Origin of the sequence: Tropicimonas omnivorans (genome assembly GCF_031846565.1) — a bacterium.
In the GTDB taxonomy this organism is placed as follows: Bacteria; Pseudomonadota; Alphaproteobacteria; order Rhodobacterales; family Rhodobacteraceae; genus Tropicimonas_B; species Tropicimonas_B omnivorans.
In genome coordinates, this window is record NZ_JAVRHL010000003.1 from 1,052,371 (window position 1) to 1,067,507 (window position 15,137).

The following is a 15,137-nucleotide window of genomic DNA, read 5'->3' on the forward strand; positions in this document are numbered from 1 at the left end:
TGCCGCCGCGGGCGGACCACGGGCCGCGCCGTCCTACCATCGCGCCTGCCCCTCGGCTCTTGACGCCCGCGCCGTCCACGGCTCTTCCTGCGCCATGATCGATCCCGACACCCTCCCCGCCGAGCCCCTTCCACGTCTCCTCGCCGTGATGGCGGCGCTTCGCGATCCCGCGGACGGGTGTCCGTGGGACCTCGAGCAGACCTGGGCGACCATCGCGCCCTACACGATCGAAGAGGCCTACGAGGTGGCCGATGCGATTGCGCGATCGGCGTGGAACGAGGTGCCGGGGGAACTGGGGGACCTGCTCCTGCAGGTCGTCTACTTCGCCCAGATGGGGCGCGAGGAAGAGCGGTTCGACTTCGGCGATATCGCCCGGATCGCGGCCGAGAAGATGATCCTGCGGCACCCGCATGTCTTCGGCACCGAGCGGATCGCGGACGAAGCGGCTCAGAACGCGGCCTGGGAGGTTCAGAAGGCGACTGAGCGCAGGGCGCGGGGCGAGACGCGGGTTCTCGATGGCGTTGCCATCGCCCTGCCCGCGCTCAGTCGTGCCCTCAAGTTGCAGAACCGCGCCGCCCGCGTGGGCTTCGACTGGCCGGACGAGGCCGGGGTCATGGACAAGATCGTCGAGGAGGCCGGAGAACTGGCCGAGGTCGCCCGCGACGGCGATGCGGGCAGGATCGAGGACGAAGCCGGGGACCTGCTCTTCGCCGTGGTGAACCTTGCCCGAAGGCTCGGTGTGGATCCCGAGGCCGCGCTGAGGCGCACGAATGCCAAGTTCGAGCGCCGGTTTGCGGCGGTGGAAGACGAGCTCGGCGCGCGCGGCCGCGCGCCGGCGCAATCGGACCTGCCCGAGATGGACGCCATCTGGGCGGAGGTGAAGGCGCGGGAAAAGTCCGATTAAAACAATCGGAATTACTTGCTCCGAGCCCGTTGGTTTGCCATCAATTGTCGGAATCAGGAGGAGGAGTTCCCCATGACCGACATTCGCATTTCCGTCGCCGCGATCCTCATCGGCAGCGCCGCGCTGCCGGCGATGGCCGAGGAGGTGAACGTCTATTCGAACCGTCAGCCAGAGTTGATCGACCCGATCTTCGAGACCTTCACGGAGGAGACGGGGATCGAGGTCAACTCGGTCTACATCGACACCGGCATCGAGGAACGCCTGCGCGCCGAAGGGGCGCGCTCCCCCGCCGATCTCGCCTTTACCGTCGATATCGGGCGACTGGACGCGCTGAAGCAGGCGGGCGTCCTGCAGCCGGTGGAGTCGGACGTTCTCGACGAGGCGATCCCGGCCGCCTACCGCGATCCGGACCGGGACTGGTTCGCCCTGACCACCCGCGCACGGGCCGTCTATGCCAGCCGCGAGCGTGTGGCGGACGGCGAGATTACGACCTACGAGGCGCTGGCGGATCCCGAATGGGAGGGGCGCATCTGCACCCGCTCGGGCCTTCATCCCTACAACATCGCGCTGACGGCGGGGATGATCGAGCAGCACGGGCCCGAGTTCACCGAGGACTGGCTGCGTGGGCTGAAGGCGAACCTCGCGCGCCGTCCGCAGGGCAATGACCGGGCGCAGGTCAAGGCGATCAGCGAGGGCGAATGCGACATCTCCCTCGGGAACACTTACTACATGGCGCTGATGCAGTCGGATCCCGAGCAGCAGGCCTGGGCCGACGCGGTCCGCCTCGTCTTTCCGACCTTCGAGGAGGGCGGCACCCACGTGAACATCTCCGGTGTCGCGATGACCGAGGCCGCTCCGAACCGTGAGAATGCGTTGCGGCTGATGGAGTACCTCGCCACGGCGCACGGCCAGGAGCTCTACGCCGAGATCAACAACGAATACCCGGTGAACGAGAGCGTCTCCCAGTCCGAGACGGTGAAGAGCTGGGGCAGCTTCGACGCCGACGATGCGAACCTGCAGGATCTCGCCGACCTGCGCGCGGAGGCGGTGCGCCTGATGGAGATCGTCGACTTCGACGGCTGACGGCTCCTAGCCCGGTGGCGTCGGTGGACGCCATGGGTGCCGGCCGCTCGATGGAGAAACACGTCGCGTCCGCCGCCGCTACAGGCCGTGGGCGCGATAGAGGTCGGGGATCCGGTCCGGTATGTCCTCGGCGATGAGGCCCGGACCGAAGCTGCGGGCGGCTTCGGCGTGGATCGAGGTGGCGCACTCGGCGGCGCCGTGAAGCCGCCCGTCCGGCGCGTGGGCCGCAAGGCCGGCGAGAATGCCGCAGAGCGTATCCCCTGCGCCGGCGGTGGCGAGCCAGCGCGTGTCCCGCTCGTAGAGGCCGGGATGAAGCGATGCGGCGCCGCCCGGTGAGGCGACGATCGTGGCCGCCCCCTTCAGCAGGATGACGCAGCCCGCCCGGTCAGCCGCGCGCCGGGCGGCGTCGATCTTGGACATGTCGCGGGACTTCAGCCCGAGGTCGGGGAAGAGCCGGGCGAATTCGCCCTCGTGCGGGGTGAGAATCGCGTCTTCGTGGAGCCGGTCGAAGAGCTCCTCGGGATGATCCGCGAACGAGGTCAACGCGTCCGCGTCGAGGATCGTGGCGCGCCTGGCATCGAGGCTCACGCGGACCATCGCCCGCGTACGCTCCCCGATGCCCAGCCCGGGACCAAGGACGAGGGCGGAAAGCCTGTCGTCCTCCAGCATGCCGCCAAGGTCGTCCGCGGTCTCGACCACCGAGAGCATGATCGCGTCGAGGCGGGCGGCATTCTCGGTGATCGCATCCGCCGGCACCCCGAGCGTGACGAGGCCGGCGCCGGTGCGCAGCGCCGCCCTCGCAGCCATGCGGGCGGCCCCGCCCTTGCCCGGACCGCCGCCGAGAACGAGGACGTGGCCGCGGGAGAACTTGTGGCCACCGGGCTCCGGGCGGGCCCACCCGGCCAGCCACTTCGCGGCCTCCGCGGCACCCGGCGCGACGAGGCGCGTGATGTCGCCCTCATGTGGTTCGGTCAGAGGCGGTGTGCGATCGTCCTGCGAAAGGCCGATCGAGGCGATCTCGAGGGTGCCGCAGAGCGCTGGGCCCTGCTCGAGGAAATGGCCGGGCTTGGCGGCGTGAAAGGCGATCGTTAGATCCGCGGCGAGGACCTCTTCGGCGCCGCCGGGCGCCAGAAGCGCGCCCGTATCCGACTGGATGCCGGAGGGGATGTCGGCGGCGACGATCGTGAGCGGCCCTGCCCCGGGAGCGGACCGGATCGCGGCGAAAGCTTTCGGAAGTACATCCGGAACCGGGCGGGAGAGGCCCGTGCCGAAGACCGCGTCGATCATCAGGGCGGGGCGCGGCCCCTGCCCCAGCGCCTCTGGATCGAGCGGAGCGATTGCCTCGCCCCATTCCTCGACAAAGAGTGCCGCGTCCCCGCGAAGGTTGCGAGGATCGCCGAGCGCAGAGACCTGCACATCGAGCCCCGCTTCGCGGAGGGCGCTGGCGGCGACATAGCCGTCACCGCCATTGTTTCCGGGCCCGCAGAGGACCAGCGCGCGGTCCCCCGGCCCTGCGCCGGACGCCTCGAGCGCGGCCCTGGCCAAGGCGCGACCGGCGCGCCGCATCATTTCCGCTCCCGTGGTAACGCCGTCCTTCATGGCGCTCGTTTCGATGGCGCCCATCTGGGCGGATGTCGGACAATCGCGCATCTGATGAATTTCCACGCTGCTCATTTATTGTGCGCCCTGATCGTATCTTGGGCATGAGGCATCATTCGCCCATATCGCGGCCGCACGGCGTTGCCTCTTGAATTGCCCCTTACCGGCGTTGATGGTCTCTCGCGAACCGGGACAGGAAAGGGAGTCGGCCACAATCATGAAAAAGATCGAGGCCATCATCAAACCCTTCAAGCTCGACGATGTGAAGGACGCGCTCCAGGAAATGGGCGTACAGGGTCTGAGCGTCATCGAGGTGAAGGGGTTCGGCCGCCAGAAGGGTCATACCGAGCTCTATCGCGGCGCCGAATATGTCGTCGACTTCCTGCCGAAGGTGAAGATCGAGATCGTCCTTGCCGAAGCTCAGGTGGAGCAGGCGATCGAGACGATCTGCACCGCAGCGAAGACCGACAAGATCGGGGACGGCAAGATTTTCGTCAGCCCCGTCGAGCAGGCGATCCGCATCCGGACCGGCGAGCACGGCGAAGACGCAATCTGAGCCGCGGCCCGACCGCTCGCGCCACGCCGCGCGGGCAGGTCGGGAAGCACATGCTCCGGCGGCCCCACCAAACGCGATCACGATCAAGGAAGGAAACACGGTCCATGACCAACGAAGTTCTCAAGCGAATCAAGGATGAGGACGTCGAGTACGTCGATATCCGCTTCACCGACCCGCGCGGCAAGCTGCAGCACGTCACGGTGATGTCCGACCAGGTCGACGAAGACTTCCTCGAGGAAGGCTTCATGTTCGACGGCTCCTCGATCGCCGGCTGGAAGTCCATCGACCAGTCCGACATGAAGTTGATGCCCAGCCTCGACAGCGGCTACATCGACCCCTTCTACGCCGAGAAGACCCTGTGCCTGCACTGCACCGTGGTCGAGCCCGACACCGGCGAGGTGTACGACCGCGACCCGCGCGGCACCGCGGAGCGCGCCGAGGCGTACCTGCGCGAGAGCGGCATCGGCGACCAGGCGTTCTTCGGCCCCGAGGCCGAGTTCTTCCTGTTCGACAATGTCCGTTTCCAGGTCGGCATGAACAAGGTGTCCTACGAGGTCGACGCGGCCGACGGGTCCTGGAACACCGACAGCGAGTTCGAGATGGGCAACATGGGCCATCGGCCCGGTGTCAAGGGCGGCTACTTCCCGGTGAACCCGGTGGATGACGCGGTGGACCTTCGCTCCGAGATGCTGTCCACGATGAAGCGCATCGGCATGAAGGTCGACAAGCACCACCACGAGGTGGCGTCCTGTCAGCACGAGCTGGGCCTCATCTTCGGCTCGCTGACTAAGCAGGCCGACGAGATCCAGAAGTACAAGTACATCATCCACAACGTCGCCCATGCCTACGGCAAGTCCGCGACGTTCATGCCGAAGCCGATCTCCGGCGACAACGGCACCGGGATGCACGTCAACATGTCGATCTGGAAGGACGGCGCGCCGCTCTTCGCCGGCGACAAGTATGCCGACCTGTCCGACGAGGCGCTCTGGTACATCGGCGGCATCCTGAAGCACGCCAAGGCCCTGAACGCCTTCACCAACCCGACCACGAACTCCTACAAGCGTCTGATCCCGGGCTTCGAGGCGCCGGTCCTGCGCGCCTACTCGGCCCGGAACCGGTCCGGCTGCGTGCGGATCCCGTGGGCGGAAAGCCCGAAGGCCAAGCGCGTCGAGGCCCGCTTCCCCGACCCGGCCGCGAACCCCTACCTCTGCTTCTCGGCCCTGCTTCTGGCCGGCCTCGACGGGATCAAGAACAAGATCCACCCGGGCGAAGCGATGGACAAGGACCTCTACGACCTGCCCGCCGAAGAACTCGCCGGCATCCCGACGGTCTGCGCGTCGCTGCGCGAAGCGCTCGAGGAACTGGAGGCCGACATGGGCTTCCTCACCCAGGGCGACGTCTTCACCGAAGACCAGATCGCCGGCTACATGGCGCTCAAGTGGGAAGAGATCTACGAATTCGAACACACGCCGCACCCGGTCGAATTCAAGATGTACTACAGCTGCTGATCGCGGCATGGCGCCCCGCTCGAACGGGGACCATCCGAAAGGCAGGAACGGGGCGCTTCGGCGCCCCGTTTTCATGTCGGCTCCCGGAATCTGCGAAATGTACAGCGCGGTGCCCTAAAATAGTCGTGATTGCGCGCAAGGTAGGACGGGCGCACCTCCTTACGGTGAATTGTCATGGGTGATCCGTCCTATTCCGCGAGTATTTTCGCAGCGCTGCTGGCAAAGCGTGTCGCCGCGCTCGACGCGCGTGTCCTGGCGGATGCGCTCAACCAGACATTCGCCGCCTCGGAGCTGGTCTTCTCTCGCGTGGAGGCCCCCGACGGGGTGGTCCTCGACGCTGGCGAGCTGCATGTCATCCTCTCCTCCGAAGCCGGCCCTCTGCCCTCCTGCCGCACCGCCGCCGCCCTGACCTCGCGCCTGCCGGACGTGATCGGCGAGCCCTGGGCGGACTGGGCCGCGGCGGAAGGCGTTGCCCTGACGATCCGCGTGGTCAGCGGCCCCTACGGCGCCTTACCGCACCTGCCCTCGGCCGACGCCTTCGACACCATGCTCAGCGTGCTTCATGTCTGCACCGGTTGGCTGGCCTCCTCGGGAGAGGCGGAGGCGATCTTCTGGTCCCAGTCGAACCAGTTCTTCTCGGCGAACCGGTTCCTCTGCGCCGTGGACATGCTCTATCCACTGCCGGTCTACCTGCATCCCCGGCCGCTGGCCCCCGAGGCAGAGGGCCCGCCGGACCGGGTCGGGTTCGACCTCGAGGGCGCGGCGCAGATCTGCGGCCACGCGATTCGGTTCGAGCCGAGCACGGCGCCGCTCTGCTGGATGGCGGAGCGGGCCTACGCGCTCGTGACGCACCTTCGCTGCGGCAACGACGTGCCCCCCGTCTTCGGCGTTGCCACGGGCGAGCGCATCGAGGTCGCACGACAGGCCGACGGGACGCTGAACCTGTCCCTGACCCTGCGGGACGGCGGTCCCGTCATGCCCCCTTCAGGGGACATTCCCTTACCCAGTGAAAAGGCGGCGTAACATGCAGGCCGGCAACTCCGATTCCATCGACATGTACTTCTCCAGCTCCTCCCCCGACGCGCTCGCCTTTACCGGCCGGGAGGAGGCGCCGCCCGCCCCGGCACCTGTGAGCTACGGCGAGCGGGCGCGCGCCCGCAGGGCCCAGGCGCTTCTGGTGACGCGCCAGGTGAAGCGGCGCAACCCGGCCATCGGAGCCTGGCTTCTGAAGCGCATCCGGAACGAGGACAGCGAGACCAACCTGCCGCTGGCGCTGATTCTGGTGTTCCTCCTCGCGCTGGTGCCGGCCCTCGCCATCGGCTCCCTTCTATTCACCGCCACGCTTCTCGCATTCGGCCTGATCTGACGCGTCAGTAACGCACCACGAGCCCCCTGTGGTCCGAGCCGAAAAGGCCCCTGAGCTCGCTCGCCCCGCGCTCCCCCCTCGGGATCAGAACGTTGTCGATCGCGATCGGCACGGCATCCGCGAGCCTGAAGCTTCCCCGCGCTCGGCCGGCCGGCGCCGTCCGGCTCGCACGCGCCAGGCGTCTGACCGCCGCCGACCACCGGACCATGTTGAAGTCTCCGGCCATCACCACCGGCCCGTCGAGCATGCTCAGGCGATCTTCGAAACGCCGGACCTGAGCCGCCTGCGCCCTCGGCCATGGCCAGCTGAGATGAACGGAGACGAGCCAGAGCGGTCCGTCCGGGCTTCGCACCCGCATCGCCGCGAATCCGCTGGCGCAAACCTCCGTGCCGTCGATCTTCGGCCAGCGCGACAGTACGGCGACGCCGCCCACCGACGGGCCCGGGCAGAAGGTCTGCGAAGGCAGCATGTCCGACAGGGCGCCGAGGATCGGCTGGTTCGCGTCGGACACCTCCTGCAGCATGACGATGTCGGACCCCGCGCTGCGGATGTCCGCCTCGAGCGGGCCGAGATCCTTCGGCCGGAACAGCATGTTCTTCTGGTAGATCGTCCGCTCGCCCCCGCCCTCCGGCGCGCCGTAGGCCCAGAGCACGGGCAGGATCGCCACGGCCGGCAGGATCAGCCAGGTCCATCTGCACAGGCCAAGACCCGTGCCGAGCAGGAGCCACAACGCGAGCGCGCCGGCGATCCAGAGGCGAAAGACGGCCAGCGAATCCCCGGCCGGGTGCAGCGCGCCGAGGAAGCTGCCCGCCAGCGCCAGCCCTCCGAGGCCGGCAACGAATGTCCAGATCAGTGCCATATGCCCTCCGGGATCTTTCGGTCAGAGCGATCCTGACGGGACTGGAGCCGGTCCGAAAGCCCCCGCCATCTGGACAAGCTGAGCGCCGCCGGTCATGTCTCGGTCATGACGCGGAAAATCATCATAGACACCGATCCCGGGCAGGACGACGCCGTCGCCATCCTGCTCGCCCTCGGCAGCCCCGAACTCGACCTGCTCGCCGTGACGGCGGTTGCGGGCAATGTCCCCCTGCCGCTGACGGCGGTGAACGCGCGCAAGGTCTGCGAGCTGGCCAATCGGCGCGACATCGCTGTCCATGCCGGCTGCGACGCACCGCTGTCCCAGCCGCTGGTGACGGCGGAGCACGTCCACGGCAAGACCGGCCTCGACGGCACCGACCTGCCCGATCCGACGATGCCGCTGGCCGAGGAACATGGCGTCGACGCCATCATCCGGCTGGTGCGGGAGGGCGCGCCCGGCGAGATCACCATCTGCGCCCTCGGCCCGCTGACGAACGTCGCGACGGCCCTGACGCGCGCGCCGGACATCGCCGCGCGGATTGGCGGCATTGTCCTGATGGGCGGGGCCTATTTCGAGGTGGGCAACATCACCCCCACGGCGGAGTTCAACATCTACGTGGATCCCGAAGCCGCCGAGATCGTCTTTTCGTCCGGCATCCCGATCACCGTCCTGCCGCTCGACCTGACCCACAAGGCGCTGATCGACCGCACCCGGCTGGACGCGATCCGGGCCCTCGGCACGCCGGTGGCGGAGGCGGCCTGCGGATGGCTCGACTTCTACGAACGGTTCGACGTCAAGAAATACGGCGGCGACGGCGGCCCGCTGCATGACCCTTGCGTGATCGCCTACCTGCTGAAGCCCGACCTCTTCACCGGCCGCGAGATCAACGTCGAGATCGAGACGGAAGGGCGCTTCACGCGCGGAATGACGGTGGCGGACTGGTGGGGCGTCACTGACCGGAAGGCCAATGCGACCTTCATCGGCGGGCTCGACGCGGACGGTTTCTTCTCCCTCCTCACCGAGCGTATCGGGCGACTCTGAGCGACATGACAACCCGTCTTCACCTGGGCGGCCCGGACGATCTGGCGCGCCTGCTTCCCATGGTTGCGGCCCATCACGAAGAGCTGGGCGTCAAGGGCGACGAGGAGAGTCGGGCGGGCTCTCTTTCCCCGCTTCTGGATGGCTCGCCCCATGGTGCGGTCTATCTCGTCGGTCCGAAGAATGCGCCGGTCGGCTATGCCGCGCTGTCCTTCGGCTGGTCCCTGCGCTGGGGCGGCATCTCGGGCCGCTTCGACGAGCTCTACATCCGCAAGGCCGTCCGAGGCCGGGGGATGGACACCGAGGCGCTGGCGGCCCTCATACCGGCGCTGAAGGAGGCTGGCCTCGTGTCACTGGCGATCGCCGCGACCGAGGGATCGCGAGAGGCGCTGGACTGGAATCGCCTCGGCTTCCGGTCTGAAGAGGGCGCCCTGAGGCTGGTGCGGCGGCTCTAGAGACGGAAAAGGCGCGCTGCATCCCGGGCGGGTCGGCGCATGCCTGTCGGTGCGCATGCGCTCTTGCACCCTCACCCCCTGTGCAACGCCCCGGTTCCGCCCTACCTGCCTCCCATGACACTGCACATTCCCCTTGAGAGCACCTATGCCGACCTGCCCGAGCGGTTCTACACCCGCCTGGAGCCGTCGACCGTCGCCGAGCCGCGCCTGATGCTCCTGAACGAGACGCTCGCCGGCGAGCTGGGACTGGACGCCGAGGCGTTGGCGTCCGACGACGGTGTCGCGCTCCTTGCCGGGAATACCGTCCCCGAGGGCGCCCGTCCGCTCGCACAGGTCTATGCCGGGCATCAGTTCGGCGGCTTCAACCCGCAGCTCGGCGATGGCCGTGCGCTGCTCCTCGGCGAGATCGTCGACCGCGCGGGACAGCGGCGGGATATCCAGCTCAAGGGATCCGGCCCGACGCCCTATTCGCGGATGGGCGACGGTCGGGCCTGGGTCGGGCCGGTGATCCGGGAGTACATCGTCAGCGAAGCCATGGCCGCCCTCGGCATTCCGACGACCCGCGCTCTCGCGGCAGTTTCCACGGGCCAGAACGTCATGCGGGAGACGGTCCTGCCGGGCGCCGTCCTCACCCGCGTCGCCTCCTCCCATATCCGCGTCGGCACGTTCCAGTTCTTCGCCGCGCGGCAGGATATCGAGGCCCTGCGCGCGCTCGCCGATCATGCCCGCGCGCGGCACTACCCCGAGGCCGAGGGAGCGCTCGGGCTGCTTAACGGCGTCGTCCGGGCGCAGGCGCGGCTCGTCGCGGACTGGATGGGGGTCGGGTTCGTCCACGGCGTGATGAACACCGACAACACCTCCATCTCGGGCGAGACGATCGACTTCGGTCCATGCGCCTTTCTCGACACCTACGTGCCGAACAAGGTGTTCTCCTCGATCGATCAACATAGCCGCTACGCCTACAACAAGCAGCCGGAGATCCTCGCCTGGAACCTCGCGCAGCTTGCGACCTGTCTTCTGCCACTGATCGAGGAAGAGGGCGGTTCCCTCGAGGATGCGCAAGCCGCGATGGACGCCTATCCGCCCGCCTTTCAGTCCGAATGGGCCCGGGTCTTCCGCCGCAAGCTCGGCCTCCTGGGCGAGGAGGAGGCGGATGTGGACCTCGCCGGGCGGCTGCTGACCCTGATGGCGAAGGGCGGCTCGGACATGACGCTGACCTTCCGGGCCCTTGGCGAAGGCGACGCGGCGGATCACGTGTCCGACCGGGACGCTTATGGAGCGTGGGAGACGGAGTGGCGCGAAAGGCTTGCGCGTCATGGCGGCGCGGAGGGGGCGGAGGGCCGGCTTCTTGCCGCGAACCCTGCGCTGATCCCGCGCAACCATCGCATCGAGGAGGCGATCCAAGCAGCCGTCGCCGGCGACACGGCGCCCGCCCGGCGCCTGGCCGCCGCCCTCGGACGCCCGTTCGACCCGCCTTCCGGAACCCGTGACCTCCGCCGGCCGCCCCAAGAGGGCGAGGTCGTGACCACGACATTCTGTGGCACTTGATCCGCGCTGCAAAACAAGGGTATTCCGTCGCGACAGCCGCCTCTACGCACAGGTCGGCATATCCGGACGCACGAATCTAGACGGGGCTGATGCCGCTTAACTCCAAGACCTGGACGACGGAGCACAGCGAGCGGCAATCCGAGCTGCGCGCGCTGCCGATGTCGTCTTCCACCAACGAGCATTTCGAGCGCCTCGCATGGCTCGCCGCGCGTATCTGCGAGGTGCCCATCGGGCTGGTCACGATCCTCGAGGCCAACCGGCAGGACTTCAAGGCCTCCTACGGCACCGATCTGGACGGAACTCCGCTCGACCAAGCGATCTGCGTCCACACCATCGCCAAAGGGGGCCTGCTGGAGATCCACGACACGCTCGAAGACGACCGGACGAAGAACAACGGGATCTGCACCGGCGAGCCGTTCGTGCGCTTCTATGCCGGCACGCCCATCCATTCTCCCGCCGGTGTCGCGCTCGGCTCGCTTTGCGTGCTCGGGCATGAACCACATACGCTGACCGAAATGCAGCGCGAAGCGCTCGTCGCCCTTGGCCGCGAGGTGGACGCACAGATCCAGCTCCTTTCGGCGATGGACACTCAGCGTATCCTGGCCAGCGAAATCGACCACCGGGTGAAGAATTCCCTGCAGATGGTCGGTGCATTCCTGCGGATGCAGGCGCGCCGGGTGAAGGGACAGGAAGCGAAGGCGGCGCTGGAACAGGCCGAGCGGCGGGTGGGGTCCATCTCCCTCCTGCACGACCAGCTCCATCTCTCCGCCTCCTACAATCGCGTGGATCTCAAGGCGTTCCTGCACCGCGTCGCCCGCCTGACAGAGGGTCAGCTGCCCTACCGCGTCTCGCTGAGCGTCGAGCTGGAGCCGTTCGAGCTCTTTGCCGGCCGCGCCTCGGGCGTCGCCATGCTGGTGAACGAGTTCGTTACCAACTCGGTGAAGCACGCGTTTCCGGACGGCAAGGGCGGGACGATCCGGCTTTACGGCAGGTACGAAGGGCCCGACTACCTGCTCGACCTCGGTGACGACGGCGTGGGAATCCCGGACGGCGCGGCGAAATCGGGCGGGCTCGGGCTATCCATCATGGAAGCGTCGGCCGGTCAGGCCGGCGGCGTCCTCACCCGCATCCCCTCCGAACACGGCGTCCAGTTTCGCCTGACGCTGCCCGCCCAGGAGAGCGGAGACGAAGCCTGAGGCCCCCCGGCCGCCTCGGACGTCGTCCTCAGAGCGGAGCGGGCCGTCTGGCGGGACGGTTGATGAGGATGAGGCCGGCGCAGACAAGGACAAGTGCCGCGCCGAGAGAAGGGCCGAGCTCTTCTCCGAGAAGCGCCCAGCCGAGACCCGCCCCGAAAATCGGTGACAGGAACGAGAAGGCCGCGACCTGGGCGGCCCGATATCGCGTCAGGATCCAGAGCCAGAAGAGATAGGCGCCGAAGGCGATGAAGCTCGCCTGCACGCCGAGGCCCGCCCAGTGCAGGGGGTCCGGGTCGCGCAGCACAGGCCCGAAGAGCGGCGAGATCGCCAGCAGGATGGGCGCGGAAATGCCGAGTTGGTAGAGAAGCTGGGTGTGGGGCGGCACCCGCACGAGGGCGGTTCCGCGAGCGCAAAGCGCGATCCCGGACCAGCCGAGCGCCCCGACGAGAGCGCAAAGATCGCCGAGGAGGGATGCCTCCCCGCCCCCGCTCCCGTCCCCGCGCGACGTCAACGCCACAACGACGCCGCAGAAGGCAAGGCCGATCCCGGCCCATTGCGGCGCACCGAGCCGCTGCCCCGGCAGGAACAGGTGGGAGAAGACCGCGAGCCAGAGCGGCATGGAGTAGAAGATCACCGAGGTCCGCGAGACGGTGGTCAGATCGAGCGCGATGTAGAGCCCGACGAACTCGACGGTGAAGCACATCGCGATCAGGACCCCGGCGGCCCTCGTGCCCTTTGGCAAATGCACGGGACCGTGCCTTAGCCGCATCCACAGGATCAGGAGAAGCCCCGCGCCGAGGGAGCGCAGGCCGGCGGCGAAGATCGGCTGGATGCCCTCGTTCACCACCGCGATGAGCACCTGGTTGAAGCCGAGAAGCACGGAGAAGGCGACAAGCATCCCCGCCCCGGAGAGGTCCATTTCGGACGGTCCGGACCCGGCCGCACCCCGCGGCGCCGCGGCAAATTTCGAAGAGGCTGTCATGCGCCATGGCATTTCCCGCGCGGGGGCCCGTGTCAAGATGGCGCGCATGGGGGCGGGACCGTCGCGCCCCGGCCACGCCTCACACATTGTTCATCCCGCGCGAAAGGGTCACGGTTCACCTGAGCTGCAGGGACCGCTAGCGTGACCACACCCACGCACCTTGCCTGCGAGTCTCACCAAGATGTCCCACGAGCCCGCCCTCGAGATCCGTCCGGCCCGGCCCGACGACACCGCGGCATGGCGCAGGGGCCGGCGGGCTAGCGACGGGATCCACGGCTGGGGCGTATCCGCAGGCACTTCGGGCGTCCTCCGCTTCGATTTGGCGGCCGCCGCGTGAGCCGCCGCCTGATCTCCCTCCTCCGCCGTCCTCTCGTCGCCGCGACCGCCGCACTCACGCTCATCTCCTGTGCGCCGCAGGCAAGCAATGTGGCCGAGCGGCGGGTCGTTCCGACCCTGCAGCTTCCGGCGATGAAAACCTTCGGACAGACCAAGGCCCAAGGCAGCGTCCGGCCCAATGCCCAGATCGCGGCCGATTTCCTTGAGCTGTCCTTCAAGATGGAGAGCGGGCGCGCCCTGCCCCGCCTGACCCGCTTTGAGGGTCCGGTGACCATCGGCGTGCGCGGCTCGGCCCCTGCAAGCCTGACCGGCGATCTGACCCGCCTCGTCTCCCGCTTCCGCAACGAGGCGGGGCTCGACATCCGCTTCGCTGGCGCGGGCGAGACGCCGAACATCGTGGTGCAGGTCCTCTCCCGCAAGGAACTCCAGCGCTACGTTCCGCAAGCGGCCTGTTTCGTCGTCCCGCGGGTGTCGAGCTGGGCGGAGTTCAAGGCCGACAGGCGCGGCCAGAGCGTCGACTGGACCACGCTTGAGCGGCGGGAACGCGCGGCCGTCTTCCTGCCCGGCGATGTCAGCCCGCAGGAAACCCGCGACTGTCTGCACGAGGAGATCGCGCAGGCCCTCGGCCCCCTCAACGATCTCTACCGCCTGCCTGAATCGGTCTTCAACGACGACAACTTCCATACCGTCCTGACCGGTTTCGACATGCTGATCCTCAAGGCGTATTACGATCCGGCCCTCGCGAACGGGATGAGCCGGGAGCAGGTCGCCGCGCGCCTCCCTGCCATCCTTGCCCGACTGAACCCCGCCGGGAACCGCCCTGTGGGGCGCCTCGAGAGCGAGACGCCGCGGGAATGGACCGAACAGATCGAACGCGCTGTCGGGCCGCGGACGAGCCCCCGCGCCCGCTCCGCCGCCGCCAAGCGCGCCGTCGCCATCGCCGATGCCAATCGCTGGACCGACTCGCGGCGGGCCTACTCGCTCTACGCCCTCGGCCGTTTGTCGCTGAACTCGGAGCCGGAGCTTGCTCTGGCTGCCTTCCTCGAGAGTTCCGCGATCTACCGCTCGCGCCCCGAAACCGCGATCCAGGCGGCGCATGTCGCGATGCAGCTCGCCGCGTATTCGCTCTCCGCCGGCCGGCCCGACACGGCCATCGACATGGTGGACGAGAGCCTGCCCGCCGTCGCCGCGGCGGAGAACGCGGCCCTTCTCTCCACGCTCATGCTGATCAAGGCGGAGGCGCTCGATGCTAAGGGCCAGGCGGCCCGCGCGGCGGCGCTGCGCAGCGATGCGCTCGGCTGGGCGCGCTACGGCTTCGGGCCGGACGGCGAGGTCCGCGCACGGCTTCTGGAGATTTCGACACTCAATCCGGGCGAGCCGCTGACGGTTCGTGGCCCGCAGGGATAAAGACCAAGCATGATTACACTACTGGCCGGCGTCATCGGCGCCGTATGGGGCGGCGTTCTGGCGAAGAAGCGCGGCGGCAAGGGGCTCGATATCGCGCAATACGCGGCCGGCTTCGGCATCGCCTTCGGCATCACCGCGCTCCTCGCGCTGACGATCCTGCGCCTCATCCTGAGTTGAGCGAAGCCGGGCGCGGGCGAACATGACGCCCGCCGCTCGTCTTCGCCTTGCACCCTCCGCCGGGGGGGATTATCGACGCCCTCGCGCGGCGTCGGCCGCTTCTGCCTGCCTGACACGCCGTGT

General features: G+C 68.2%; 15 protein-coding genes. 12 read left to right on the top strand and 3 right to left on the bottom strand.

The annotated features are described in order from the left end of the window. The first annotated feature begins 94 nt into the window (after window positions 1-94). Together mazG and RM543_RS15660 are read left to right on the top strand one after the other, a co-directional pair. Window positions 95-904 carry a nucleoside triphosphate pyrophosphohydrolase gene (gene mazG, locus RM543_RS15655; RefSeq protein WP_311693386.1) on the top strand — a complete coding sequence of 270 codons (810 nt, stop codon included), beginning with the start codon at window positions 95-97 and terminating at the stop codon, window positions 902-904. A 72-nt stretch (window positions 905-976) separates the two neighbouring features. Next, window positions 977-1,987 carry a Fe(3+) ABC transporter substrate-binding protein gene (locus RM543_RS15660; protein ID WP_311693245.1) on the top strand — a complete coding sequence of 337 codons (1,011 nt, stop codon included), beginning with the start codon at window positions 977-979 and terminating at the stop codon, window positions 1,985-1,987. 78 nt (window positions 1,988-2,065) lie between these two features. Here RM543_RS15660 and RM543_RS15665 read toward each other — a convergent pair whose 3' ends face one another. Further along, complete coding sequence (locus RM543_RS15665; protein WP_311693247.1) at window positions 2,066-3,661, bottom strand: NAD(P)H-hydrate dehydratase; 1,596 nt, start codon at window positions 3,659-3,661, stop codon at window positions 2,066-2,068. Between the two features lie 142 nt (window positions 3,662-3,803). Here RM543_RS15665 and RM543_RS15670 point away from each other — a divergent pair, with 142 nt between their 5' ends. From RM543_RS15670 to RM543_RS15685, 4 genes are all read left to right on the top strand, one after another. Further along, window positions 3,804-4,142, top strand: coding sequence for a P-II family nitrogen regulator (locus RM543_RS15670; protein WP_311693249.1), 339 nt, complete (start codon window positions 3,804-3,806; stop codon window positions 4,140-4,142). Window positions 4,143-4,246: 104 nt separating this feature from the next. Beyond that, the gene (gene glnA / locus RM543_RS15675; RefSeq protein ID WP_311693251.1) at window positions 4,247-5,650 is read left to right on the top strand and encodes a type I glutamate--ammonia ligase; all 1,404 of its coding nucleotides are present in this window, start codon (window positions 4,247-4,249) and stop codon (window positions 5,648-5,650) included. Between the two features lie 174 nt (window positions 5,651-5,824). Beyond that, entirely contained in the window at window positions 5,825-6,673 is an 849-nt protein-coding gene (locus RM543_RS15680) for a hypothetical protein (RefSeq protein WP_311693253.1), read from the top strand. A 1-nt stretch (window position 6,674) separates the two neighbouring features. Continuing rightward, on the top strand, window positions 6,675-7,016 hold the full coding sequence (locus RM543_RS15685) for a hypothetical protein (RefSeq protein ID WP_311693255.1): 342 nt from the start codon (window positions 6,675-6,677) through the stop codon (window positions 7,014-7,016). Window positions 7,017-7,020: 4 nt separating this feature from the next. On the opposite strand, the gene RM543_RS15690 is transcribed toward RM543_RS15685, so the two are convergent. Next, a complete protein-coding gene (locus RM543_RS15690; protein ID WP_311693257.1) occupies window positions 7,021-7,875 on the bottom strand; it encodes an endonuclease/exonuclease/phosphatase family protein in 855 nt (284 codons plus the stop codon). Window positions 7,876-7,980: 105 nt separating this feature from the next. Here RM543_RS15690 and RM543_RS15695 point away from each other — a divergent pair, with 105 nt between their 5' ends. The 4 genes from RM543_RS15695 (at window position 7,981) to RM543_RS15710 (ending at window position 12,112) form a co-directional block, all read left to right on the top strand. Then, window positions 7,981-8,916, top strand: a complete 936-nt coding sequence (locus tag RM543_RS15695; RefSeq protein ID WP_311693259.1) for a nucleoside hydrolase — start codon at window positions 7,981-7,983, stop codon at window positions 8,914-8,916. A 5-nt stretch (window positions 8,917-8,921) separates the two neighbouring features. Beyond that, entirely contained in the window at window positions 8,922-9,368 is a 447-nt protein-coding gene (locus RM543_RS15700; protein WP_311693261.1) for a GNAT family N-acetyltransferase, read from the top strand. A gap of 114 nt (window positions 9,369-9,482) precedes the next feature. After that, window positions 9,483-10,916: a protein adenylyltransferase SelO gene (locus RM543_RS15705; RefSeq protein WP_311693263.1), complete on the top strand. Its 1,434-nt coding sequence runs from the start codon at window positions 9,483-9,485 to the stop codon at window positions 10,914-10,916. An 89-nt stretch (window positions 10,917-11,005) separates the two neighbouring features. Next, window positions 11,006-12,112: a histidine kinase dimerization/phosphoacceptor domain -containing protein gene (locus tag RM543_RS15710; protein WP_311693265.1), complete on the top strand. Its 1,107-nt coding sequence runs from the start codon at window positions 11,006-11,008 to the stop codon at window positions 12,110-12,112. Between the two features lie 28 nt (window positions 12,113-12,140). Here the strand turns inward: RM543_RS15710 and RM543_RS15715 are convergent, their stop codons facing one another. Beyond that, complete coding sequence (locus tag RM543_RS15715; RefSeq protein ID WP_311693267.1) at window positions 12,141-13,094, bottom strand: DMT family transporter; 954 nt, start codon at window positions 13,092-13,094, stop codon at window positions 12,141-12,143. 333 nt (window positions 13,095-13,427) lie between these two features. On the opposite strand from RM543_RS15715, the gene RM543_RS15720 reads away from it, so the two are divergent. Further along, window positions 13,428-14,837: a DUF2927 domain-containing protein gene (locus tag RM543_RS15720; protein ID WP_311693269.1), complete on the top strand. Its 1,410-nt coding sequence runs from the start codon at window positions 13,428-13,430 to the stop codon at window positions 14,835-14,837. A 9-nt stretch (window positions 14,838-14,846) separates the two neighbouring features. After that, the gene (locus RM543_RS15725) at window positions 14,847-15,014 is read left to right on the top strand and encodes a hypothetical protein (RefSeq protein ID WP_311693271.1); all 168 of its coding nucleotides are present in this window, start codon (window positions 14,847-14,849) and stop codon (window positions 15,012-15,014) included. The last annotated feature ends 123 nt before the right edge of the window (window positions 15,015-15,137 follow it).

Bases quoted from the DNA above. Each gene is read 5' to 3' on its own strand.
- RM543_RS15660 (WP_311693245.1), top strand. From the start codon at position 977: ATGACCGACATTCGCATTTCCGTCGCCGCGATCCTCATCGGCAGCGCC.
- RM543_RS15685 (WP_311693255.1), top strand. From the start codon at position 6,675: ATGCAGGCCGGCAACTCCGATTCCATCGACATGTACTTCTCCAGCTCC.
- RM543_RS15715 (WP_311693267.1), bottom strand. From the start codon at position 13,094: ATGACAGCCTCTTCGAAATTTGCCGCGGCGCCGCGGGGTGCGGCCGGG.
- RM543_RS15700 (WP_311693261.1), top strand. From the start codon at position 8,922: ATGACAACCCGTCTTCACCTGGGCGGCCCGGACGATCTGGCGCGCCTG.
- RM543_RS15710 (WP_311693265.1), top strand. From the start codon at position 11,006: ATGCCGCTTAACTCCAAGACCTGGACGACGGAGCACAGCGAGCGGCAA.
- glnA (WP_311693251.1), top strand. From the start codon at position 4,247: ATGACCAACGAAGTTCTCAAGCGAATCAAGGATGAGGACGTCGAGTAC.
- RM543_RS15690 (WP_311693257.1), bottom strand. From the start codon at position 7,875: ATGGCACTGATCTGGACATTCGTTGCCGGCCTCGGAGGGCTGGCGCTG.
- mazG (WP_311693386.1), top strand. From the start codon at position 95: ATGATCGATCCCGACACCCTCCCCGCCGAGCCCCTTCCACGTCTCCTC.
- RM543_RS15680 (WP_311693253.1), top strand. From the start codon at position 5,825: ATGGGTGATCCGTCCTATTCCGCGAGTATTTTCGCAGCGCTGCTGGCA.
- RM543_RS15665 (WP_311693247.1), bottom strand. From the start codon at position 3,661: ATGAGCAGCGTGGAAATTCATCAGATGCGCGATTGTCCGACATCCGCC.
- RM543_RS15725 (WP_311693271.1), top strand. From the start codon at position 14,847: ATGATTACACTACTGGCCGGCGTCATCGGCGCCGTATGGGGCGGCGTT.
- RM543_RS15705 (WP_311693263.1), top strand. From the start codon at position 9,483: ATGACACTGCACATTCCCCTTGAGAGCACCTATGCCGACCTGCCCGAG.
- RM543_RS15670 (WP_311693249.1), top strand. From the start codon at position 3,804: ATGAAAAAGATCGAGGCCATCATCAAACCCTTCAAGCTCGACGATGTG.
- RM543_RS15695 (WP_311693259.1), top strand. From the start codon at position 7,981: ATGACGCGGAAAATCATCATAGACACCGATCCCGGGCAGGACGACGCC.